This window comes from Mesorhizobium sp. CO1-1-11, assembly GCF_020164995.1.
Taxonomy (GTDB): Bacteria; Pseudomonadota; Alphaproteobacteria; order Rhizobiales; family Rhizobiaceae; genus Mesorhizobium; species Mesorhizobium australicum.
Map to the genome: position 1 here is coordinate 37287 of NZ_JAIUHE010000016.1, position 22172 is coordinate 59458.

Genomic DNA, 22172 nt, shown 5'->3' on the forward strand with positions numbered 1-22172 from the left:
GTTACTTAACTGTCTATTGATTTTTGTTGATCTCAAAGGGAAGTTTTCGAGTAAAAACATGCGGTTAGCAGCGAACCGCGTCGAGTGCTGACAGTTCCGGAAAGCGCCCCTGCGGCATCCCGCCGCGCGAATCCAACGTCTAATGTTGCCGTCGCGACGGAACTGGTAATAATGCCGCCGAATTCGCGGCTGCGTCGCCGCGATCCCGCGGGCGTTTCAAGCCGGCGGACTGTTCGGGAGGAAAGCCAAGAAATGTCCGAGGTTCATGTCCATCGCGTCCAGCCGGCGTGGAAGAAGAACGCCCTGATCGACAATGACACCTACCTCAGATGGTATGCCGACAGCGTGAAGAACCCGGACAAGTTCTGGGGCAAGCACGGCAAGCGCATCGACTGGTTCAAGCCCTTCTCCAAGGTCAAGAACACCTCCTTCGACGGCAAGGTCTCGATCAAGTGGTTCGAGGATGGCCAGACCAATGTCTCGTACAATTGCATCGACCGCCACCTCAAGAAGCGCGGCGACCAGACCGCCATCATCTGGGAAGGCGACAACCCCTACGACGACAAGAAAATCACCTACAACGAACTCTACGGGCACGTCTGCCGGCTCGCCAATGTGATGAAGAAGCACGGCGTCAAGAAAGGCGACCGCGTCACCATCTACATGCCGATGATCCCGGAGGCGGCCTACGCGATGCTGGCCTGCACGCGTATCGGCGCTATCCATTCGGTCGTCTTCGGCGGCTTTTCGCCGGACGCCTTGGCCGGTCGCATCGTCGATTGCGAATCGACCTTCGTCATCACCGCCGATGAGGGTCTGCGCGGCGGCAAACCTATTCCGCTCAAGGAAAACACCGACAAGGCGATCGACATCGCCGCCAAGCACCATGTCAAGGTCAAGACCGTTGTGGTCGTGCGCCGCACCGGCGGCAAGATCGGCTGGGCGCCGGGACGCGATGTCTGGTATCACGACGAAGTCGCGACGGTTAAGTCTGATTGCAAGCCGGAGAAGATGAAGGCGGAGGATCCGCTGTTCATCCTCTACACGTCGGGCTCGACCGGCAAGCCGAAAGGCGTGCTGCACACCACCGCCGGCTACCTCGTCTATGTGTCGATGACGCACCAATATGTCTTCGACTATCATGACGGCGACATCTATTGGTGCACCGCAGATGTCGGCTGGGTGACCGGCCACAGCTACATCGTCTACGGGCCGCTCGCCAACGGCGCCACCACGCTGATGTTCGAGGGCGTGCCGAACTACCCCTCTCAGTCGCGCTTCTGGGAAGTCATCGACAAGCACAAGGTCAACATCTTCTACACCGCGCCGACGGCGCTGCGCGCGCTAATGGGTGCCGGCGACGCGCATGTGAAGAAGACCTCTCGCAAGTCGCTGCGCGTGCTGGGCTCGGTCGGCGAGCCGATCAACCCGGAAGCCTGGGAGTGGTATTTCAACGTCGTCGGCGACGGCAGGGTCCCGATCGTCGATACATGGTGGCAGACCGAGACCGGCGGCATCCTGATCACGCCGCTGCCGGGCGCCACCGACCTCAAGGCGGGTTCGGCGACACGGCCCTTCTTCGGCATCAAGCCGCAGCTGGTCGATAGCGAGGGCAAGGTGGTGGACGGTGCGGCCGACGGCAACCTCTGCATCACCGATTCCTGGCCCGGCCAGATGCGCACCGTCTATGGCGATCACGACCGTTTCGTGCAGACCTATTTCTCCGCCTACAAAGGAAAATACTTCACCGGTGACGGCTGCCGCCGCGACGCCGATGGCTACTACTGGATCACCGGCCGCGTCGACGACGTCATCAACGTCTCCGGCCACCGCATGGGCACGGCCGAGGTCGAATCGGCCCTGGTCAGCCATGACAAGGTTTCCGAGGCCGCCGTCGTCGGCTATCCCCATGATATCAAGGGCCAAGGCATCTATTGCTACGTCACCCTGATGGCCGGCGGGCAGCCGAGCGAGGATCTGCGCAAGGAGCTTGTCGCCCATGTCCGCAAGGAGATTGGCGCCATCGCCACGCCGGACAAGATCCAGTTCGCGCCCGGCCTGCCCAAGACACGTTCGGGCAAGATCATGCGCCGCATCCTGCGCAAGATCGCCGAGGATGACTTTTCCGCACTCGGCGATACCTCGACGCTTGCCGATCCGGCCGTGGTCGACGACCTCGTTGCCAACAGGCAGAACAAGAAGGGCTGATGCGGGAAGACGCGGCATTGGGCACCGTCACCCAGTTGTGGCGCTATCCGGCAAGTTCGCTCGCCGGCGAGCGCCGGGACACCATCCTGGTTGGACCGGTTGGCGTCGAGGGCGACCGCCTGTTCGGCCTCGTCGATGCCTCGGACAATGAGATCGCCCGGCCGGATCGCGACGTGAAATGGCACAAGGTGCCGCGCATCCGCACCCGGCTGAGCCGCGACAGCGAACTGGAAATCGCCGTCCCCGATGGCGACTGGCTCGCCGCCCCCGGCGCCGAATGCGACCGCGTCGTGTCGGCCTATCTCGGCTTCCGCGCCTCGATCCGGCCGTTCCGCGGGGAGAACGCGGCCGGCTATGCCGGGCCGCTGACCGCGGAGCGCTACCGCAAGGCGCCGATCCATCTCCTGACCACAGCCTCGCTGGCACGGCTGAAGGCGCTCCATCCGGAGGGAGCCGCCGATCCCCGCCGCTTCCGTCCCAACATCGTCGTCGACATGGCCTCGGTCGAGGGCTCGTTTCCCGAAACCGAATGGATCGGCAAGAAGCTCGCCATCGGCGACCTCGTCCTGACCATCTCCGAGCCGTGCCGCCGCTGCGGCTTCACCATCATCGCCCAGGACGGCTTCGACGATGATCCCGCCATCCTGCGCAATCTAGTCCGCCACAACGCCCACAATCTCGGCGTCTACTGCACCGTCGACCGGCCGGGTCGTGTCGAGATCGGCGCGCCGATGCGGTTCGTCTGACCTTCCGGCCCAAGCCTATCGATAAAGATCCGCCCGCGTCGGTGGCAGGCCGCTCGGGCCTCGCGCGCGTTTGGTGGCGACAGTCTGGAATATCTGCGCCGAGGCGCGTTCGAAGGTGATGGAGCAGCCGCTCAGGTAAAGCAGCCACAGCCGCGCCTTGGCTTCGCCGACCTCGGCGATCGCCTCGTCGAACCGCGCCTGCAGACGCTCGGCCCACAGCCTGCAGGTGCGGGCATAGTGCTCGCGCAAATTCTCGACATCATAAACGAGGAAGCCGTGTGCTTCGAGATTGCTTGATGTCATGCCGATCGTGTCGAGTTCGCCACCCGGGAAAATGTATTTGATCAGCGCCTTGTATTCCGGCCCCTTGCGCAGGGTCTTCTTGACGTCGCCCTTGCTGCGCCTGGTGATGGCGTGATGCAGATAGATGCCGCCCGGTTTCAGCAGCCGGTGGACAGCGGAGAAATAAGCGGCATGGTTTGCCAGGCCCAGATGCTCGAACATGCCGATGGACGATATCTTGTCGAAGGTGCCGGTGAGCTCCGCATAGGACTTTATCTCGATGGTGATCTTGTCCTCCAGACCCTCGGCGCGAATGCGCTCGCGCGCTAGTGAGGTCTGGGCTTGCGACAGCGAGACGCCGTGTCCGACGACACCATAGTTTTTCGCGGCGTGGATCAGCATCGCGCCCCAGCCGCAGCCGATGTCGAGCAATCTTTCGCCGGGCTTCAGCCGAAGCTTGCGGCAGATATGGTCGAGCTTGTCGACCTGCGCCTCGTCGATGCCGTTTGCGAAATCCTGGAAATACCCGCAGCTATAGACCATGCGCTCGTCGAGAAAGAGCCCGTAAAAGGCATTCGAGATGTCATAGTGATGCTGGATCGCCTCCTTGCTGGAGCCGCTGACGAACGGGTTGCGCCCCGCGAGATCGACCCGCGACGCCATCTGCTTTCTCGAAAACAGCACCGCCGGCAAGTCACGCAGAAGCGCCCGTTTGGGCAACGCCTTCAGCTTCGACCGCAGCTTGCCCGTCGAAGGCAGGGCATAGAAATCGAACAGCGATCCGTCCTCGATGTCGACGGCCTTGGAAATCCACATCTCGATAAGGGTCGACAGGGACGGTCGGCGAACGATCTGCCAGACAATGTCGTGGTCGTTGATGACCAGCACGGGGCCGGTGGCGGGGCCGATCCGCTCGCCGGTCCACAGCCTGACCGCGAAGCCGGGCTTGATCGCCTCGACTACCGTTCGAACGATGCGCGCAGCTCTTTCGGTGGCGTCCATGCCCTTCCCCGCGGTCGATGACGCGATGTTGTCCTTTTGGGCCGCGGATCGCAAGCACGTCACGCTTTTTCCACCCGGCATCTTGTCATTTGCTGCAACGCACCCCATCATGAGTGTGTGTTCAACAAATCGAAAGGAGGTGATCCGATGTCGAGTGATTTCGTTTTCCAGAACGTGGGCTCAGCGGATTGCACTTTCGGGAAGCAGTCTTCCCGTTAAGGCGCGAGATGCGCGGTTGTTGACGTAAGCGTCACCACCATTGAGCCGCGCCATGGACGGAAACACGGAAGGCCGCCGGCTTTGAAAGAAGCGGCGGCCTTTTCCTTTTTACGTCTATTGGGTCAGTACGACCTTTTCGGTGTTGCGGATGATTTCCTGAAAGGCATTATCCAATTCCAGCCCGGTGGACACCTCGAAATAATGTCTCTCGGCGGCGGAGGCGTCTTTCGAAGAACAATCCTTTAGCACCGCCTTTGCCTGATCCCTCTCGGTTGCCGACATATCCTTATCGTTGAGGTCGAAGCCGATGGTGAAAATCTCGATGTCGTCATTTTTCATATTGTCGCACAGCGTTTCAGCATTGCCGCGCGCAAGATTGCCTTGGCTGTTGTATCTCCCAGCAACACCCGCGAAGGCGGTATTGAACTGGCCATCGGTCATCAGGATCGCAACCTTGGCGACCTTCTTCGCATCGGCGTTCGAAGCGCCGTTGCCGAGACCGGCATTCTCGATCGCAGCGCGCCATTGCGGCGACAGCATATAATACGTCCACTGAATGGCGATCGCGCCGGCCGTATAGCTATCGGCCTGGAAGTCGTCGATCGAATCAAGCAATGCCTCAGAATCCGCGGTCAGCGGGATCACTTGCGCGTCAGGACACTTGTTCATTCCCTGGTCGCTGAGATGATCGTCCCGATTCACCAGGGCATAATATTTCTTGCCGTTCCTGTCTGTGCGAACCGTGTCAGGGCCATCGGCGCTCAAGTCGGCATCGCCGTTCTTATTCTTGCGCTCTGTAGCGCAATTATCCGGGTGTGGCATGGCCGCCCCAACAATGGAGACGTAGTCGCTGAAGGACGGCAGCAGATTTTTGCCCGTCTTGGCAACGAGAAGCGAACTGCCGGCGACGGGTGGTAGTTCAGAACTCCCTTGCTTCTCGGCATAGACGTTTTCGGCCAGTTTTCCGGCGTTCACGCCAGATGCATAGGGCACAATCGCGACACGGACGCGGGGGTTCTTCGGGTCTTGGTTCTCGAGCATCGTCTTGACGGCGTTCGTCGCAGCGACTTTCAGATCGCCGATCTTGTTGACGTTGCCCCGCCTGGCCATCGATCCCGTTATGTCGAGCATCATGGCCACCTCTATCTGCTTGTCGGAATAGAGCGCTTTGGTGGAAGCGCCGACGCGCTGCATGTCACCGGTGCTGAACAACGGGAAATAGAGGCCGACATCGACGTGGGCATCCGCCTGGACCGTGTTGGCGGTCCTGTCGACGATCAGCTTGTCGAGCACGATCTGGCCAGCGTGCAGAATGCCCCCCGTGCCGTTGGCGTCGAGAAAGGCCTGCACGGATTTGTTTGCGTCGGCCTCCTTGATGGCGCCGGTGGTCAGGTCACGTGCCGTCGATGTCACTGCCGCGTCGATCACGCCCTGCAGGCTCGATCTGGCGTTGTAGAGCTGCGTGATATTGACCGAGAAGCCTGCGGCCAGCGCCAAGACCGAGGCAGCAAAGCCGAACAGGACCGCGAAATTTCCACTGCGGTCTCTGGCGAAGCCGCCGACCGCGTGAACAAGACCCCCGTAATTCCGCATCCAACAGCCTCCACTTGCCTCGGCCTCGTCGCCGCATCGGGGGCAATGCAGGATTCCGGCCGGAACGGGAGGCGACCCGATCCGCGATCGGGAATTCACCAGCAGAACATTGCTTTTATTGGATTTTCACGGGGTAAGAAGGTGAACGGTCGGTAAACGTCAGCGTGTATCCGCGCGCACCTTTACCGGACGCTTACCATGCCCATAGCGAAGTGCTGGTCCGGTGTCCGGCGACGTCTTGTTGCGGCACAGCATCTCTGTCCCGAAGCGGGCCAACTGTCCCAGGATTGCGAAGCATGTCGAGGCACAAACCCGGCCAGGTGTGTTGAGATTCAGGTCAGGCCAAGCCATTTGCAGCCCGGCCTCACCTGAATATCAACGCAGCTAGGCCAGCATCCGCGCGCTGACCGTCCTGTCGATGCCGTGATAGGGTGGATTGAACAGCCTGCCTTCCTGTTCGTAGGTCCATACCTTGAACAAGCTCAGCCGGTGCGGGCCGAAACTGTGCAGCAAGGGAACGTCGGTGGCGTCGCGGCCGCGCGCAATGACGACGCGACCGGTCCTCGGCCGGTTGTGACGCGGGTCGAACGTATACCACTTGCCGTCCAGGAAGGCTTCCATCCAGGCCGAGAAATCCATCGGCGCGGGATCCGCCGGCACGCCGATATCGCCGAGGTAGCCGTTCACGTAGCGCGCCGGAATGTTCATGCAGCGGCAGAGCGTGATCGCCAGATGGGCAAAGTCTCGGCACACCCCGACACGTTCCTCGTGCGCTTGCGCGGCGGTGCGGGTCGAACGGGCATAGCCGTAGCCGAAGGACAGGCGGTTATGGACATAGTCGACGATCGCCTGCACCCGCGCCCAGCCGGAAGGAAGATGGCCGAAGAGCTGCCAGGCAAGGTTACTCAGATGATCCGTCTCGCAATAGCGGCTGCCCAGGAGATAGAACAGCACCTCGTCGGGCAGCTCGGCGACGGGCATTTCCCGGGCCAGCGTATTGACCTCATCCGTCTCGCCGCTGTCCTCCACGACCGCGTCATAAAGGATGCGAAAGCCGCCGGCCGGCGCAGTGAAGCGGCGGCAGGCATTGCCGTGCAGGTCATGATAGAGTCTGGTCGGCACCGAAGGCGAGGTCAGGACACGCGTCTGCCGCTTGATGTCGGCCTGCCTGTCCTTGTGAATCTCGAGAAGCGAAATCACCGGAGTGGCCTCGGCGCACTCGATGGCAATCTCATAGCCGAGGCGTATCAGCATGGGCGTCGTCCCTTGGTTCGCGTGGTGGGAATTGTACGTTTGAAACGTTGCAAGGTGACGGTGGTTCCCTGGATCGCGCCCCAAATGCGCTCGCGCGCCTTTCCCCAAATGCGCTCGCGCGCCTTTCCATGTCACCGCCTTGGCGTTACGGTTGCGTCCTCCTCGACCCCTCCCCCGCACTTCAAGGAAAATCATGTTTGCTGGCAGAAAATTCGCCGCCTTCCTCTTCGATATGGACGGCACGCTCATCAATTCCATCGCCTCGGCGGAGCGGGTCTGGGGCGATTGGGCGCGGCGCCACGGCCTCGATGTCGCGGCCTTCCTGCCGACGATCCACGGCGTACGGGCGATCGAGACCATCACTGCCCTGGCGCTTCCGGGCGTCGACCCGGGACACGAAGCGGATCTGCTGCTGAAGGCCGAGGCCGACGATCTCGACGGCATCGTCCAGATCGCCGGCGCCGTGGCATTCCTCAATTCCCTGCCGCCGGAGCGCTGGGCGATCGTAACCTCGGCGCCACGCTCGTTGGCGCTTGCACGCATGAAGGTCGCCGGCATTCCCGTCCCCGCGGTCCTCGTCGCGGCGGAGGACGTTTCCCGCGGCAAGCCGGCGCCAGATTGCTTCCAGCTCGGCGCAAGACGCCTTGGCTTCGACGCGCGCGATTGCCTGGTGTTCGAGGACGCCCCGGCCGGCATCGCGGCGGCGGAGGCGGCGGGCGCTTCGGTCATGGTGATCAACGCCACGCACCAGCACCCCCTGGCAACACAGCACGCCGCGATATCAGGTTATGACGCAATCAGCATCACCGTCGACGAGCGAGGCTGGGTTGCGCTCGAGCCGCAGCGCAACGCTGCTTGAGATCAGTCGCTAGAAATCACTGGCCAGGCCTTTGACCTCCCAGTCACCATAGCGGCCGGGCTCCTTGCCGCCACGGCCGCCGATCTCCCGCGGAAGTGCTGCTTCCTTGCGGCGGTAGTCCTGCCGCCTTGCCTCGGCTTCCTGCAGCGCGCGGCGGGCGGCGGGCGTCAGCTCCTGTTGCGGCGTGCCATCGTCCGGGCCGGGCGGCGTTTTACTGGTTTCGTCGTTCATGCGATATTTCCAGTGGATTGAAACGGGAACGGGCGTTTCCCATCATATAGCGATGACCTCACGAGGATCGAGCCTTTTTCACCACCATCCGGACAGGAGCAGACGATGAATACCATTCGCACCGCCATGCTTCTCGCCGCCATGACGGCGCTGTTCATGGGCGTCGGCTTTTTGATCGGCGGTTCGGGCGGCATGATGATCGCGTTGGTCATTGCCGCCGGCACCAATTTGTTCAGCTACTGGAACGCCGACAAGATGGTGCTGTCGATGAATCGCGCCGTCGAGGTCGACGAGAAAAACGCGCCGGAATATTACGCCATCGTCCAGGCGCTGGCCAAGCAGGCCGGCCTGCCGATGCCCAGGACCTATCTGATCGACAATCCGCAACCGAATGCCTTTGCCACCGGCCGCAATCCGCAGAACGCGGCGGTCGCCGCCTCCACCGGCCTGCTGCAGCGGCTGACCCATGAGGAGGTCGCCGCCGTGATGGCGCATGAGCTCGCCCACGTCCAGCACCGCGACACGCTGACCATGACCATCGTCGCCACCTTTGCCGGCGCCATCTCGATGCTCGGCAATTTCGCCTTTTTCCTCGGCGGCAGCCGCGAAAACAACAATCCGTTCGGCTTTGTCGGCGTGCTGGCGGCGATGATCGTGGCGCCCTTCGCCGCCATGATCGTGCAGATGGCGGTCAGCCGTACCCGCGAGTACGAGGCCGACCGGCGCGGCGCCGAAATCTGTGGACACCCGCTGTGGCTGGCCTCCGCGCTTGACAAGATCGCCCGCGGGGCCGAACGCATTCCCAATCCCGATGCCGAGCGCAATCCGGCGATGGCGCATCTCTTCATCATCAACCCCCTGCATGGCGAGCGCATGGACAGTCTGTTCTCCACCCATCCGAGCACCGACAACCGCATCGCCGCGCTGCAGGCGATGGCACAGCGGATGGGCGAAGGCGCTCCGCCAGCCACGCAGCGCCAAGCGCCGATGTCAACGCAGGCTGACGAGCCGGAGATGACCGGACCGTGGGGCAAGCCAACCGCGCCAGAACGGGCGACCGAGCCGGCCAGCCCAAAATCCAATCCGTGGGGTCGCAATCCGACCGGGCCCAAGGGCCGGTGGTCGTGAGCGTCGCGGGCAGGGCACCTCGACGCACGGTTTCAGGCGATCAGGATCACAATGCCGGCGGCGAATTCGTTGCCGGCCTTGCCGCGCGCAAGGCGGCGGCGCGACTGCTGGCCGCCGTCATCGACGCCCGCACGCCGCTCGACGGCCTGACCGATCACGAGAACGGCCATCCGCAATACAAGGCGCTCGATCTGCGCGACCGTGGCCTGGTGCGCGCCATACTGGTCACCGCGCTGCGCTACCGCATGACCATAGCGGGGCTCCTGGCGCGGCGCCTGGAAAACCCGCTGCCGCCCAACGCGACCGCCTTGTCGCATATCCTGCATGTGGCGGCGGCGCAGATCCTGTTCCTCGATATTCCCGACAGCGCCGCCGTCGACCTCGCGGTGACCCACGCCAAGTCCGATCCGCGCACGCAGCGCTTTTCCGGCCTGGTCAACGGTGTGCTGCGCACGCTCGCGCGGGCCAAGGAATCCGAGCTTCCGGCCGCGCTTGCCGCCACCGACGAAGCGCCGAAATGGTTTTCCGACCGGCTGAGGGCCGCCTATGGCGCCGAGAAGGCCCGGCAGATCCTGGCTGCCCACCGCCACGAGGCGCCGGTCGATTTCTCGGTCAAGGCCGATCCCGAACTCTGGGCCGAAAAGCTTGGCGGCATTGTCCTGCCGACGGGCACGGTTCGGGTGGAGAAGCTTGCCGGCGCCGTCACCGAATTGCCGGGCTTCGCGGAGGGTGCATGGTGGGTCCAGGACGCGGCCGCCAGCTTGCCGGCAAGACTGTTCGGCGATGTCAGCGGATTGCGCGTCGCCGATCTCTGCGCCGCGCCCGGCGGCAAGACCGCGCAGCTCATTCTCGCCGGTGCCAAGGTCACCGCCGTCGACACTTCGAAGAACCGGCTGGCGCGGTTGACGCAGAACCTTGCGCGCCTCGGCCTCTCCGCCGAAATCGTCCAGGCCGATCTGCTCAAATACGAGCCGGCGGAGTTGTTCGACGCCGTGCTTCTCGACGCGCCATGTTCCTCGACCGGTACCGTTCGGCGACATCCCGACGTGCCGTGGACCAAGACGGCGGCGGACGTCGAAAAACTCGCCGACCTGCAACGCAGGCTGCTCGCCCGCGCCGTGATGCTGGTCAGGCCCGGCGGCCGGATCGTCTTTTCCAATTGTTCGCTCGATCCGCGGGAAGGCGAGGAACTCTACCGCGCCTTCCTGGTCGACAATCCGGGGGTGACCACCGATCCGATCCGGCCGGGTGAATTTGCCTGTCTCGACCCGTTCCTCACATCCGATGGCGCGCTGCGCACCACGCCCGCCGACATGGTGCTGGGCGCACCCGCGATTTCCGGCCTCGACGGCTTCTACGCGGCCCGCATGCGGCGTGCCGGCTAAAGCAATCCCAGGAAAAGCGTGTAACGGTTTCCGTCCGGAATTGCGTGAAGACAAAGAGTTAGAGCGGGCGGCGATCCCATCGAGCGCTGAACGCTCTAAAGCATGTCATCAAGGCTCCAATGACTGCCCCAGCGGGCATCGATTTCGTCGTCGACATTCTGGTAGCGGATATCCGTCGACAGCCGGATCAGCCCATCGAGGCTCTGGTTGGTCGTCGAGGCATGGATCATGTAGGGCGAGTGAAGGACGATGTCGCCCGCTTCGAAATCCGCCATCAGCCAGCGCGTGTCGAACCGCTCCGCCATATCGGGCAGGTCCTTCGACACCCAGCCGCCCTCACTCATGTTGCGATTATAGGCACTGATGCGCTCCTGCGGACTGAGAGCGGAATTGTCCTTGTTGAACTGTCTCTCCAGGGCGGCGCCGACGGCGTGTGATCCCTCCAGGTAGACCAGGCCGCCCATGTCGATGGTCGTGTCGCCGATCGGTATCCAGGTCGTCACCACCCGGTTGGTGCCTCCGCGCAGATAAACGAGATCGTAATGCGCCGGCGTCGCGGTGGCCGTTCCAGGCAAGGTGAAGCGCATGATCTTGCGTTTGTGCAGATAGGATAGGCCGCCCACGAAACCATCCATCAAGCGCGACAGGCGCGGCTGCGCGCAGAAGCCTTCATAACCGGTTGACCGGACCACCGACATCAGCCGGCGCTCGGCGAGCTGACGGTCGATGGCACGATCCGAAGCGATGCCGAGCGAGGGATCCGTCCCGGGTTCCAAAAGCCCGCTCTCGGCAAGATGGGAAAGCACCCAGCCACGAAAATCGATCACTTCCCTGCGGGGCAAAAGGCCCTTCAGCCAGACATAGCCTTGGGTCGCATAAAGATGCCGGATGGCTTCAATGCCGACGGACGGGTCGGTCGCGGAAAGGTATCCGAGCCTGTTCGGCATTGTCGACAGCAGCTTGCCGTCAGCTGTGAGGGCAACCGGCGGGGTGTCCGGAAATGCCTGCTCATCCGTTGATACCGACATTTCAATCACCTGGATCGGTTCGACCTTGGCCGGAGAATAGCTTATCATTCGGCCCCTTCCTATGGATAGGAAACCGACCTCCATCTGCTCACGCCGTTTCAGCCGCGCATCCTGTTCGCGAGGCAATTGCGGCGGCTACCGATTCGATCTAACGGTCGCGACGAGGGTCCATATCGGCGATGCCTTCCGCGTTCCGCGGCCCTTTCGGGACCGCGAAAACTGCTGGCCCAGCGCGTTTGGCCGCCGCCGCAAGAAGACATAAGTCGCAGGAAAACCGGCTGTATGGCCCGGAAAAGACGTGACTTTTTTAGGGGCGACCCGGCCACGGCCCCGTTGCGCGCCTTACCGAGGCGAAATCCGCCTTCGCATAAGTTCTTGAATCATATAAGCTTGTGCTTGGGATAGAGGACGACCAGGAGGGGTTTTGGCACTTGCTGCCGGCAACACGACGCGTCTGTGGACGCTGGTCGCGAAGGAGTTCTGGCGCAAGACGCGCCGGCGCCTGCGCGCCGGGCCGATCTATCGCTGGCGCTATTCGGGCCGCACGCCCGAACGTGTCCTGATCGCACCGCCGGACCTGCGCCTCGCCGATCCGCAGATCGCGCTCGAGATCTACTACGGCCGTTATCCCCTGTCCGGCCACCTGGTCGAGACCGGCGGCAAATCCCCTTTCCAGATCAATGTCCCCAATCACGGTTGGCAGAAAACGCTGCATGGCTTCCGCTGGCTGCGCCATATGCGCGCCGCCGGCACCGAGCTTGCCGCCGCCAACGCCCGTGCCCTGGTTTCGGACTGGATCGCCATGCATGGCAATCATATTTCGGGCGTTGCCTGGGAGCCAGGCACGACCGCCAAACGCATCATTGCCTGGCTGCAGCACTCCTCCATCGTGCTGCAGGGTGCCGAGTTCCCCTTCTACCGCGCTTTCCTGAAATCGCTGGCCATGCAAATCCGCTATCTCAGGTCGATGGCGCGCGAAATGCCCGACGGCAAGGACCGGCTGCGCGCCCGCATCGCGCTGGCCTTCGCGGCGCTGTCCCTCCCGGCGCCGGCCTCGGCGCTGCGCGGCGCCACCCGCAACCTCGCCGGGGAACTCAATCGCCAGATCCTTGCCGACGGCGGTCACATCTCGCGCAATCCAATGGCGGTGCTGGAAATCCTCGCCGACCTCCTGCCGCTGCGCCAGACCTATGCCAACCAGGCCGAAGCGCCGCCGCAGGCGCTGATCGGTGCCATAGACCGCATGTTGCCGGCACTGCGTTTCTTCCGCCACCAGGACGGCAGCCTCGCCCGCTTCAACGGCATGGGCGCCACCATCCATGACCGTATCGCCACCATCCTGCGCCATGACGACACCGCCGGCGCACCGCTGCTGCATGCGCCGCATTCGGGCTATGAGCGGCTGGCGATGGGCGGCACCACCGTCATAGCCGATACCGGCCTGCCGCCACCGGTCGACGTGTCCAATGCAGCGCATGCCGGCTGCCTTGCCTTTGAACTGTCGTCGGGCCGCCAGCACTACATCGTCAATGCTGGCATCGACACCTACGGCGCCGCCGAGTTCCGGCCGCTGGCCCGCGCCACCGCCGCGCATTCGACGGCCACCATCAACGACACGTCTTCGGCGCGTTTCACCCACGCGCTGCGGGTAAACGACCAGTTGGGTTCACCGCTGATCGGCGGCCCGCAGCAAGTGCAGTGCAAGCGCATCGACCAGAAGGGCGTCCACGGCTTCATCGCCCGTCACGACGGCTATCTCCAGCGTTTCGGCTTCCTGCATGAGCGCGAGCTGAAACTCTCCTCGGACGGCAATGTGCTGGCGGGCCGGGACCGGTTCCAGCGGCCGGGCAGCACAGCGATCCGCAACAATGGCCGCGATTTCATCACCGTGCGCTTTCACATCCACCCCGACATCAATCTGCTGCAGGACGAGCAGGAGCGGCTGGTCCTGACCGGCGACCAGGCCGATACCTGGGTGTTCACCTCCAGCGAAGTGGTGCCCGAAGTTGAGGAATCGATCTATTTCGCCGGTCTTGGCGGTCCGCGCCGCAGCCGCCAGATCGTGCTCGCCTTCAAGGCGTCGGAAATTGCCGATGTCCACTGGCAGCTGACCCGCACAAAGATCGCCGGTTATCCCGAAACAATTGAGCTTGCGGCGGCAATGGCATGCCGCGAAAAAGCCAACGCTTGATTTCCGAGCCTCATGTGCTACGGCGCGGGCACGCTCCTCCAGACATGAAAGGCCGCCAGCCATGGCCGTTCCTGCCAAGAACATTCCCGCCCCGGACCTCGTTCCGGTCCGCCGTGCGCTGCTCTCCGTTTTCGACAAGACGGGCTTGATCGACTTTGCCAGGGCACTGGCCGCGGCCGGCGTCGAGCTGGTCTCCACCGGCGGCACGGCAAAAGCGATCGCCGAGGCCGGCATGGCGGTGCGCGACGTCTCCGAGCTCACCGGCTTCCCCGAGATCATGGATGGCCGCGTCAAGACGCTGCACCCGTCCGTGCATGGCGCGCTGCTTGGCGTGCGCGACGACCCCGAGCACGCATTGGCGATGCGCAAATACGGCATCGAGCCGATCGATCTCGTCGTCTCCAATCTTTACCCGTTCGAGGACGTCCGCCGCTCCGGCGCCGACTACGCGGCGATCGTCGAGAACATCGACATTGGCGGCCCGGCGATGATCCGCGCCTCGGCCAAGAACCACGCCTATGTCGCCATCGTCACCGATCCCGGCGATTACGCCGCTGTGCTCAACGCGCTGGAGATGAACATCGGCTCTCTGTCGTTGGATTTCCGCAAGAAGCTGGCGGCGAAGGCCTTCGCCCGCACCGCCACCTACGATGCGGCGATCTCGGGCTGGTTCGCCGAGGCGCTGGAGATCGAGCATCCAACCTGGCGCGCTTTTGGCGGCAGGCTGGCCGAGGTGATGCGCTACGGCGAGAACCCGCACCAGGGCGCCGGCTTCTACGTCAATGGCGACAAACGGCCGGGCGTCGCCACGGCGCGGCAGCTGCAGGGCAAGCAGCTATCCTACAACAACATCAACGATACCGACGCCGCTTTCGAATTGGCCGGCGAATTCGATCCCAATCGCTCGGCCGCCGTCGCCATCATCAAGCACGCCAACCCGTGCGGCGTGGCCGAAGGCACATCGCTGAAAGCGGCCTACGCCAAGGCGCTCGCCTGCGACCCGGTCTCGGCCTTCGGCGGCATCGTCGCCTTGAACCGCACCCTTGACGCCGAGGCGGCCGAGGAAATCGTGAAAACCTTCACCGAGGTGATCATCGCGCCCGACGCGACCGACGAGGCTGCTGCAATCATAGCTGCCAAGAAGAATTTGCGCCTGCTGGTCACCAGCGGCCTGCCGGACCCGCGCACGGCCGGCACGACGGTCAAGTCGGTTTCAGGCGGCCTGCTGGTCCAAGGCCGCGACAATGCCGTGGTCGACGACCTCGACCTGAAGGTGGTAACGAAGCGCGCGCCGACGCCGGCTGAAATGGCCGATCTCAAATTCGCCTTCCGCGTCGCCAAGCACGTCAAGTCGAACGCCGTAGTCTACGCCAAGGACGGCGCCACGGTCGGCATCGGCGCCGGTCAGATGAGCCGGGTCGATTCTTCGCGCATCGCCGCGCGCAAGGCGATCGACGCAGCGGAGACGGCAGGCATGGCCGAGCCGTTGACCAAGGGCTCGGTGGTCGCTTCGGATGCCTTCTTCCCCTTCGCCGACGGCCTGCTGTCGGCCATCGAAGCCGGTGCCACCGCCGTGATCCAGCCGGGCGGTTCGATGCGCGACGACGATGTCATCGCCGCCGCCGACGAACACGGCATTGCCATGGTGTTCACCGGCGTACGGCATTTCCGGCACTAACCTGCCGCTCGGCGGCCAGTGGGGTGAATATCGAAGCATCTACTCCGGCCGATCCGCCGGATATGGCGTGCGAACCAGGATCGCCATGCCGATGGCCAGGAACAAAATAATCGCCGCCATGCCAAGCCGGGCCGAGCCGCTGGTGGCGGTAATCGTCGCCACCATGAACGGCGCCAGGAAACTGGTCGCCCGACCGGCCAGCGCATAGATGCCGAAATAGCGACCGGATTCGGCTGCGGTCACGCTGCGCGCCATGTAGGAGCGCGACGAGGCCTGCACCGGCCCGAAAGCCAGGCCGATCAGCAGGCCGTACATGATGTAGGCCTTTTCGGCCGCCGTACCGAACAGGCCGCCTGAATCGGAGGTCGAAAGCTGGATCAGGCCGAGCAGCGTGAATCCAGGCCCGGTCGAGACCACGCCGATAGTGGCGATGGACAGCATGACCAGCGAAATCATCACCACCGCCTTGGAGCCCAGCGCGGTGTCCAGGCGGGCGGCGACCCAGCAGCCGAAGATGGCGACGACATTGAGGATGATGCCGAACATCCCGATCTCGGTGATCGACCAGTGGAACATGCCCGCCGCGAAGGTGCCGCCCAGCGCCAGCAAGGCATTGACGCCATCCTGGTAGATCATGCGGGCGACGAGAAAGCGGAAGATGCCGCCGCGCTTGCGCACCTCGGCCAGCGTCGATTTCAGCTCCGACAGGCCTTCGCGCACCGCCGGCCCGATCGGGATGCCCTTGATGGCGTCGGGCGTAAAGAAAAACATCGGCAGGATGAACAGGAAATACCAGCCCGCCGACAGCGGCCCGGTGGCGCGAGCATCCTCGCCCAGTTGCGGATCGAGCCCGAACAGCGGGGTGATGCCGATGATCGTCTTGCCGGTCTCCGGCGAGCCGGCCAGGCAGGTGACGACGAAGATCAGTGCGATCATGCCGCCGAGATAGCCGAGGCCCCAGGCCACGTTGGAGATGCGGCCGATCTCGCTCTTCGGCACCAGCCGCGGCATCATGGAATCGTTGAAGACAGTGGAGAACTCCGCTGCCACCGAGGCCAGCGAGAACAGCGCCACGACCAGGAACAGGTTGGAACCCGGCGCGGCGAACCAGAGCAAGGTGAGACTGGTGATCTTGATCGCCGCGAAAAACGCGATCCACGGCTTGCGCGGCCCGGTCTGGTCGGCGATCGATCCTAGGATCGGCGATAGCACCGCGATGACCAGCCCGGCTGCGGCGATGCCATAACCCCAGACGGCCTGGCCAGTGGTTGGATCGCCCGCCATGCGCGAAACGAAATAGGGGCCGAAGATGAAGGTGGTGACGACCGTGAAGAACGGCTGCGCCGCCCAGTCGAAGAACATCCACCCCCAGATGCCGCGCCCGGATGCCCGCTGCACTGTCTCTACCGCCATAGTGATTCCCCCGGCGTCCGCTCCGCCCATTTCGGGCGCCATGTCTGCATGTTTCGAATGATCATGCAAACGGACAACCGCTGGCTCACATGCCCGTCAGATCGCTCATCAGCCCCGACGCAACCGACAGCCGCGACACGGTGATGTCGCCGCCCTCCGTCAACGCCTGCAGCCGTTCGCGGATGCGCGCCACCCGCTCGCCACCGGCTTCGAGCCAGGCCGCCACCGGATCGGCCGCCTCGGCATGGCCGGTAAGCGCGGCGATAGCGATGCCGCGCCGCGCCGCGCCGATCGTGTCGGTGGCGCGGGACAGAGCGAGCTGGTCATAATAGTCCGATGGCGTGATCGAGCGCGCGGCATCCTCGACGCGCGGGATGCGGAAGGCATCGCTGACGGCGAAGAACGCCTTGGCCGCCGCGACGATATCGGCGCCGGCGATGCGGGCCGTCAGCGCGACGTCGGGGATGAGTTCCGCCGCCTCGCTCATCGCCAGCTGCTCGGCCAGCTTTTCCGGTGCGCCCGCCTTGAACAGCGCGTGCCGCTTCTCCTCGATCCGCTCGCGCGAAAAAGCCGGCAGCAGCGAAACGAGCTTGGGCTCCAGCGCCTTGCGCGCATCCTGCAGTTCGGCGATGCGCTGGCCGAGCGGTGCCGTGCCGGCATCGTTCTTCAGATACCAGCCGCTGCTCATGTAGATAAGCCGGCTCACCATCTGATAGAGATCGAGTTGCACCTGGCCGTCGATCTGGTTGTCGAGCGCGTCGATCTCGCGATAGAGCGCGGGCAGCGCAAAGCCATCGCGCACCACGGCGAAGGTGCGCACTACATCTGCTGCGGTGCGCCCCGTCGCCTCCTGAAGCCGGTTGACGAAGGACGGCCCGCCGCGATTGACCAGATCGTTGGCGACGACGCGCGCGATGATCTCGCGGCGCAGCCGGTGGCCGTGGATCTCGGAAGCGTATTTCTTCGCCATCCGGTCCGGGAAATAGCCCATCAGGTCGCGGTCGAAATGCGCATCGTCAGGCACGTCGCTGGCGACGATGTCGGAAAACAGCACGATCTTGGCATAGGCGAGCAGCACGCCGAGCTCGGCCCGGGTCAACGGCTCGCCGCGCGCCTCGCGCTCGGCAAGGGCTGCCGGCGACGGCAGTGTTTCCACGACACGATCGAGCAGGCCGCGTGCCTCCAGCGCCGTCATGAAGCGGCTCTGATGCGCGATGTCGGCGAGGCCGCGCTTGCGGGCGATCGAAAGCGCCAGCGTCTGCTGGTAGTTGTTGGACAGCACCAGCCCGCCGACCTCGTCGGTCATCTCGGCCAGCAGCTTGTTGCGCGCCGGCCGCGTCAGCGATCCCTTGCGCATTGCCGACGCCAGCGCGATCTTGATGTTGACCTCGACGTCGGAGCAGTTGACGCCGCCCGAATTGTCGATCGCGTCGGAGTTGCAGCGGCCGCCATTCATGCCGAACTCGATGCGCGCCCGCTGCGTCACACCCAGATTGGCACCCTCGCCGATCACCTTGGCGCGCACGTCAAGCGCCGTGATGCGGACGGCATCGTTGGCGCGGTCGCCGACCTCGGCATTGGTCTCGGTCGATGCCCTGAGATACGTGCCGATGCCGCCGAACCACAAGAGGTCGACCGGCGCCTTGAGGATGGCGGTCATGATCTCGACCGGCGTGGCGGTCGTCTTGGCTAGTCCGATCGCCGCTGCTGCGGCAGCCGGCAAGGTGATCGATTTCTGGCTGCGCGAAACGATGACGCCGCCGTCCGACAGCTTGGTCTTGTCATAGTCCTGCCAGCTCGAACGCGGCAACGCGAACATGCGCTCGCGCTCTGCCATCGAGACCGCCATGTCGGGATCGGGATCGATGAAGATGTCGCGATGGTCGAAAGCGGCGATCAGCCGCGTTTTCGGCGACAACAGCATGCCGTTGCCGAACACGTCGCCCGACATGTCGCCGACGCCCACGACAGAGAAGGGCGAGGTCTGGATGTCTCGGTTCATCTCGCGGAAATGCCGCTTGACCGCTTCCCAGGCGCCCTTGGCGGTGATGCCCATCTTCTTGTGGTCGTAGCCGGCCGAACCACCGCTGGCGAAGGCATCGTCGAGCCAGAAGCCGTGCTTTTCGGAGATGGCGTTGGCGGTGTCGGAGAAGGTTGCCGTGCCCTTGTCGGCGGCGACGACGAAATAAGGATCGTCCTGGTCGCGGCGCACGACACCTGCCGGTGGAATGACGCCGTCCAGGCCGATATTGTCCGTGATCGAGAGCAGGCTGGAAACGAAGTTCTTGTAAGCCGATGTGCCGGCCTCGAAGATCGCGTCGCGTCCGGCGCTCATCGGCAGTTTCTTGGGATAGAAGCCGCCCTTGGCGCCGACCGGCACGATGACGGCGTTCTTGACCTGTTGCGCCTTGACCAGGCCGAGCACCTCGGTGCGATAGTCCTGGGCGCGGTCGGACCAGCGCAAGCCGCCACGCGCAACCGGGCCGAAGCGCAGGTGCAGGCCTTCGACCTCCGAGCCGTAGACGAAAATTTCGCGCCATGGCCGCGGCGCCGGCAATCCCTCGACCGCCTGCGACTCGAGCTTGATCGCCAGCGACTGGCCTTTCTCTTTCGTATCGGCAACGAAATGATTGGTGCGCAGCGAGGCTTCGATCAAATTGAGGTAGCGGCGGATGATGGTGTCGTCGTCAATGTTAGGCACATCCTCCAGCGCATCCTTGATCTTGGCCTTGAGGTGCTTTGCCGCCACCACGCCTTCGGTTTCGGCCGTCGGGCCGAGCCGGGCGATGAACAGCGCGTGCAGGCCGCGCGCGATCTCGGGATAGCGGTTGAGTGCGGCGGCGATGAAATCCTGGCTCTGCGGGATGCCGACCTGCTGCAGGTAACGGCCATAGGCACGCAGGATGGTGATCTCGCCCGACCACAGGCCGGCGGTCTGGGCGAGGCCGTTATAGCCGTCATTGTCGACGTCGCCCCGCCACACCGACAGGAAAGCGTCCTCGAACAGCGCACCGCCGTCGGCGAGGTCGATCGGCTTGCCGTAGCTGTTCTCCAGTTCCATGTCGTGGATGAAGACTAGGCCCGACTGGTCGTCGCCGACTTCGAAAGTCCGCTCGCTGATGACGCGGAAGCCGATGTTCTCCAGCACCGGAACGCGCCGCGACAGTGCCACCGGGCTGCCATGGTGATAGATCTTCAGCGCCGCCTGGTGCGGCTTCTGCTCGGCATGGCGGTAATAATCGATGGCGATCGGATTGCCGGCGCTGATCTTGGCGATTCGTCCGGCATCGGCCAGCGCCACGCCAGCGCTGAACGTATCCCGGTAGCTCTCTGGCAGCCGCGCGGCGATGGCTTTCAACGCCGGGTCGCTGCCGCTGGCTTCGGCCGCATCGGCAAGCGCATCTTCCCAGGTGCGCACGATGTCGCGGATCGCCGCCTCTATCGTCGCCTGCTCGACCTTCGGCGTCTTGCCGCCGGAGCGGCCGATGATGAAGTGCACGCGCGCCAGCCCGCCTTCCGGGAAAGCCGGGTAATAGGCCGACAGCCGGCCCTCGAACGCGGTTTTCAGATAGGTGCCGATCTTCTCGCGCACGACGCTGTCGTAGCGGTCGCGCGGCACGAAGACGAGGATCGAGACGAAACGGTCGAACTGGTCGGCGCGCACCAGCGCCCGCACGCGTGGCCGCTCGACCAGGCCGAGAATGGCAGCGGCATGCTTGCGCAGGATCGGTACCGGCACCTGGAACAGTTCGTCGCGCGGATAGCTTTCCAGCACGTTGATCAGCGCCTTGCCGGAGTGGTCGTGGCGGTCGAACCCCGACTTGGCGATGATGGTTTCGGCCTTGGACCTGAGATACGGGATCTTCATCACCGAGCGCGTGTATGCGGTCGAGGTGAACAGGCCGACGATGCGCAGTTCGCCCGCCAACGCACCTTTGGCGCTGTAGGTCTTGACGCCGATGTAATCGAGATAGATGCGCCGGTGCACCAGCGACTTGGCATTGGCCTTGGTGACGATCAGCGGCTCCGGTCCGTGCAGGAAAGCGCGGATTTCCGGCGTCGTCGTCACCGCCTCGGTGCCGCGTCTCAGCACCAGCACGTCCGGGTCGGTCAGGATGCCGAGGCCGGGTTTTTCGGCCCGCTCCAGATTGCCGCTTTCCTCGCCGCCTGTGTATTTGAATTCACGCATGCCGAGGAAAGTGAAATTGTCGTCGCGCAGCCACTCCAGGAAGGCGATCGCCTCGGCGACGCTCTTCTTGTCGAGCGGCACCGCCGAATAGCGGAATTCGGAGATGGCCTGATCGAGCCGGGCCAGCATCGGCCGCCAGTCGTTGACGGCGGCATGGACCTGGCCGAGCATCTTGCGCAGCCGCTCGGCCAGGCCATTTGCTTGTTCGGGCGTCAGCCGGGGAATATGGACATGGATCACGCTCAGCCGGTCGTGGCTGCCGTCATCCCTGGCGAAATTGCCGTCGCCGAGGATTTCGTCGACACCCGTCTTGCCGTGGCGAACCGTGACCACCGGATGGGTGACCAAGGTCGGTTCACCGGCGGTTTCTGTAACCTCGCCGAGAATGGAATCGAACAGGAAGGGCATGTTGTCGTTGACGACCGTGATGACGGTCACCGGGCGGCCTTCGCGAACCACGCCCGAATCGGCTTCGACGGCGACGACGCACTCACCCTTTTTGTGGGCGGCGACCGCTTGGCCGGCGAGATCGGCGGCACGCTCGAGGTCGGCCACGTCATAGGCGGCGATATCCTCCGCCGGCGCGCGGGCGAGCAGGTAATCGGCAAGCCTGGCCGGCCTTTCCTCTGCCTTAGCCGCAGGTGCCTTCTTCTTCGACTTAGCTGCGGATTTTACGCTGGCCATGACGCTTCTTCCCTCCCGTCGCATGCTTTTGCGACTATGGTAGCAGATGACCGCTGTTTGGCGACAAAGGTTTGACGGCTTG

The 22172-nt window shown here is 63.9% G+C and carries 14 protein-coding genes; 7 read left to right on the top strand and 7 right to left on the bottom strand.

The annotated features are described in order from the left end of the window. The first annotated feature begins 252 nt into the window (after window positions 1-252). Together acs and LB554_RS19545 are read left to right on the top strand one after the other, a co-directional pair. The gene (gene acs, locus LB554_RS19540) at window positions 253-2208 is read left to right on the top strand and encodes an acetate--CoA ligase (RefSeq protein WP_224586323.1); all 1956 of its coding nucleotides are present in this window, start codon (window positions 253-255) and stop codon (window positions 2206-2208) included. Then, complete coding sequence (locus tag LB554_RS19545) at window positions 2208-2954, top strand: MOSC domain-containing protein (RefSeq protein WP_224586325.1); 747 nt, start codon at window positions 2208-2210, stop codon at window positions 2952-2954. Before acs ends, LB554_RS19545 begins: the two co-directional genes overlap by 1 nt. A gap of 15 nt (window positions 2955-2969) precedes the next feature. Here LB554_RS19545 and LB554_RS19550 read toward each other — a convergent pair whose 3' ends face one another. From LB554_RS19550 to LB554_RS19560, 3 genes are all read right to left on the bottom strand, one after another. Continuing rightward, window positions 2970-4238, bottom strand: coding sequence for an SAM-dependent methyltransferase (locus LB554_RS19550; RefSeq protein ID WP_224586328.1), 1269 nt, complete (start codon window positions 4236-4238; stop codon window positions 2970-2972). A gap of 333 nt (window positions 4239-4571) precedes the next feature. Continuing rightward, window positions 4572-6050, bottom strand: coding sequence for a TadE/TadG family type IV pilus assembly protein (locus tag LB554_RS19555; RefSeq protein WP_224586331.1), 1479 nt, complete (start codon window positions 6048-6050; stop codon window positions 4572-4574). Between the two features lie 384 nt (window positions 6051-6434). Continuing rightward, window positions 6435-7304 carry a transglutaminase-like domain-containing protein gene (locus LB554_RS19560; protein WP_015315150.1) on the bottom strand — a complete coding sequence of 290 codons (870 nt, stop codon included), beginning with the start codon at window positions 7302-7304 and terminating at the stop codon, window positions 6435-6437. Between the two features lie 193 nt (window positions 7305-7497). On the opposite strand from LB554_RS19560, the gene LB554_RS19565 reads away from it, so the two are divergent. Continuing rightward, on the top strand, window positions 7498-8163 hold the full coding sequence (locus LB554_RS19565) for an HAD-IA family hydrolase (RefSeq protein ID WP_224586332.1): 666 nt from the start codon (window positions 7498-7500) through the stop codon (window positions 8161-8163). Window positions 8164-8172: 9 nt separating this feature from the next. Here the strand turns inward: LB554_RS19565 and LB554_RS19570 are convergent, their stop codons facing one another. Beyond that, window positions 8173-8394 carry a DUF1674 domain-containing protein gene (locus LB554_RS19570; RefSeq protein ID WP_224586334.1) on the bottom strand — a complete coding sequence of 74 codons (222 nt, stop codon included), beginning with the start codon at window positions 8392-8394 and terminating at the stop codon, window positions 8173-8175. 105 nt (window positions 8395-8499) lie between these two features. Here LB554_RS19570 and htpX point away from each other — a divergent pair, with 105 nt between their 5' ends. Then, a complete protein-coding gene (htpX, locus tag LB554_RS19575) occupies window positions 8500-9522 on the top strand; it encodes a zinc metalloprotease HtpX (RefSeq protein WP_224586336.1) in 1023 nt (340 codons plus the stop codon). Further along, window positions 9519-10907, top strand: coding sequence for an RsmB/NOP family class I SAM-dependent RNA methyltransferase (locus tag LB554_RS19580; protein WP_224586338.1), 1389 nt, complete (start codon window positions 9519-9521; stop codon window positions 10905-10907). The genes htpX and LB554_RS19580 overlap by 4 nt, the downstream gene beginning before the upstream one ends. Before the next feature lie 95 nt (window positions 10908-11002). Here LB554_RS19580 and LB554_RS19585 read toward each other — a convergent pair whose 3' ends face one another. Further along, entirely contained in the window at window positions 11003-11935 is a 933-nt protein-coding gene (locus LB554_RS19585) for a phytanoyl-CoA dioxygenase family protein (protein ID WP_224586455.1), read from the bottom strand. 424 nt (window positions 11936-12359) lie between these two features. On the opposite strand from LB554_RS19585, the gene LB554_RS19590 reads away from it, so the two are divergent. After that, on the top strand, window positions 12360-14126 hold the full coding sequence (locus tag LB554_RS19590; RefSeq protein ID WP_224586340.1) for a heparinase II/III family protein: 1767 nt from the start codon (window positions 12360-12362) through the stop codon (window positions 14124-14126). A 61-nt stretch (window positions 14127-14187) separates the two neighbouring features. After that, window positions 14188-15804, top strand: a complete 1617-nt coding sequence (gene purH, locus LB554_RS19595) for a bifunctional phosphoribosylaminoimidazolecarboxamide formyltransferase/IMP cyclohydrolase (protein ID WP_224586342.1) — start codon at window positions 14188-14190, stop codon at window positions 15802-15804. Between the two features lie 39 nt (window positions 15805-15843). Here the strand turns inward: purH and LB554_RS19600 are convergent, their stop codons facing one another. Together LB554_RS19600 and LB554_RS19605 are read right to left on the bottom strand one after the other, a co-directional pair. Further along, on the bottom strand, window positions 15844-17217 hold the full coding sequence (locus LB554_RS19600) for an MFS transporter (protein ID WP_224586345.1): 1374 nt from the start codon (window positions 17215-17217) through the stop codon (window positions 15844-15846). Window positions 17218-17302: 85 nt separating this feature from the next. Beyond that, complete coding sequence (locus LB554_RS19605) at window positions 17303-22090, bottom strand: NAD-glutamate dehydrogenase (protein ID WP_224586347.1); 4788 nt, start codon at window positions 22088-22090, stop codon at window positions 17303-17305. Window positions 22091-22172 lie beyond the last annotated feature (82 nt).

What these genes read in the sequence shown, in the direction of transcription:
- acs (WP_224586323.1), top strand. Translation starts at nt 253, where the DNA reads ATGTCCGAGGTTCATGTCCATCGCGTCCAGCCGGCGTGGAAGAAGAAC.
- LB554_RS19545 (WP_224586325.1), top strand. Translation starts at nt 2,208, where the DNA reads ATGCGGGAAGACGCGGCATTGGGCACCGTCACCCAGTTGTGGCGCTAT.
- LB554_RS19550 (WP_224586328.1), bottom strand. Translation starts at nt 4,238, where the DNA reads ATGGACGCCACCGAAAGAGCTGCGCGCATCGTTCGAACGGTAGTCGAG.
- LB554_RS19555 (WP_224586331.1), bottom strand. Translation starts at nt 6,050, where the DNA reads ATGCGGAATTACGGGGGTCTTGTTCACGCGGTCGGCGGCTTCGCCAGA.
- LB554_RS19560 (WP_015315150.1), bottom strand. Translation starts at nt 7,304, where the DNA reads ATGCTGATACGCCTCGGCTATGAGATTGCCATCGAGTGCGCCGAGGCC.
- LB554_RS19565 (WP_224586332.1), top strand. Translation starts at nt 7,498, where the DNA reads ATGTTTGCTGGCAGAAAATTCGCCGCCTTCCTCTTCGATATGGACGGC.
- LB554_RS19570 (WP_224586334.1), bottom strand. Translation starts at nt 8,394, where the DNA reads ATGAACGACGAAACCAGTAAAACGCCGCCCGGCCCGGACGATGGCACG.
- htpX (WP_224586336.1), top strand. Translation starts at nt 8,500, where the DNA reads ATGAATACCATTCGCACCGCCATGCTTCTCGCCGCCATGACGGCGCTG.
- LB554_RS19585 (WP_224586455.1), bottom strand. Translation starts at nt 11,935, where the DNA reads ATGTCGGTATCAACGGATGAGCAGGCATTTCCGGACACCCCGCCGGTT.
- purH (WP_224586342.1), top strand. Translation starts at nt 14,188, where the DNA reads ATGGCCGTTCCTGCCAAGAACATTCCCGCCCCGGACCTCGTTCCGGTC.
- LB554_RS19600 (WP_224586345.1), bottom strand. Translation starts at nt 17,217, where the DNA reads ATGGCGGTAGAGACAGTGCAGCGGGCATCCGGGCGCGGCATCTGGGGG.
- LB554_RS19605 (WP_224586347.1), bottom strand. Translation starts at nt 22,090, where the DNA reads ATGGCCAGCGTAAAATCCGCAGCTAAGTCGAAGAAGAAGGCACCTGCG.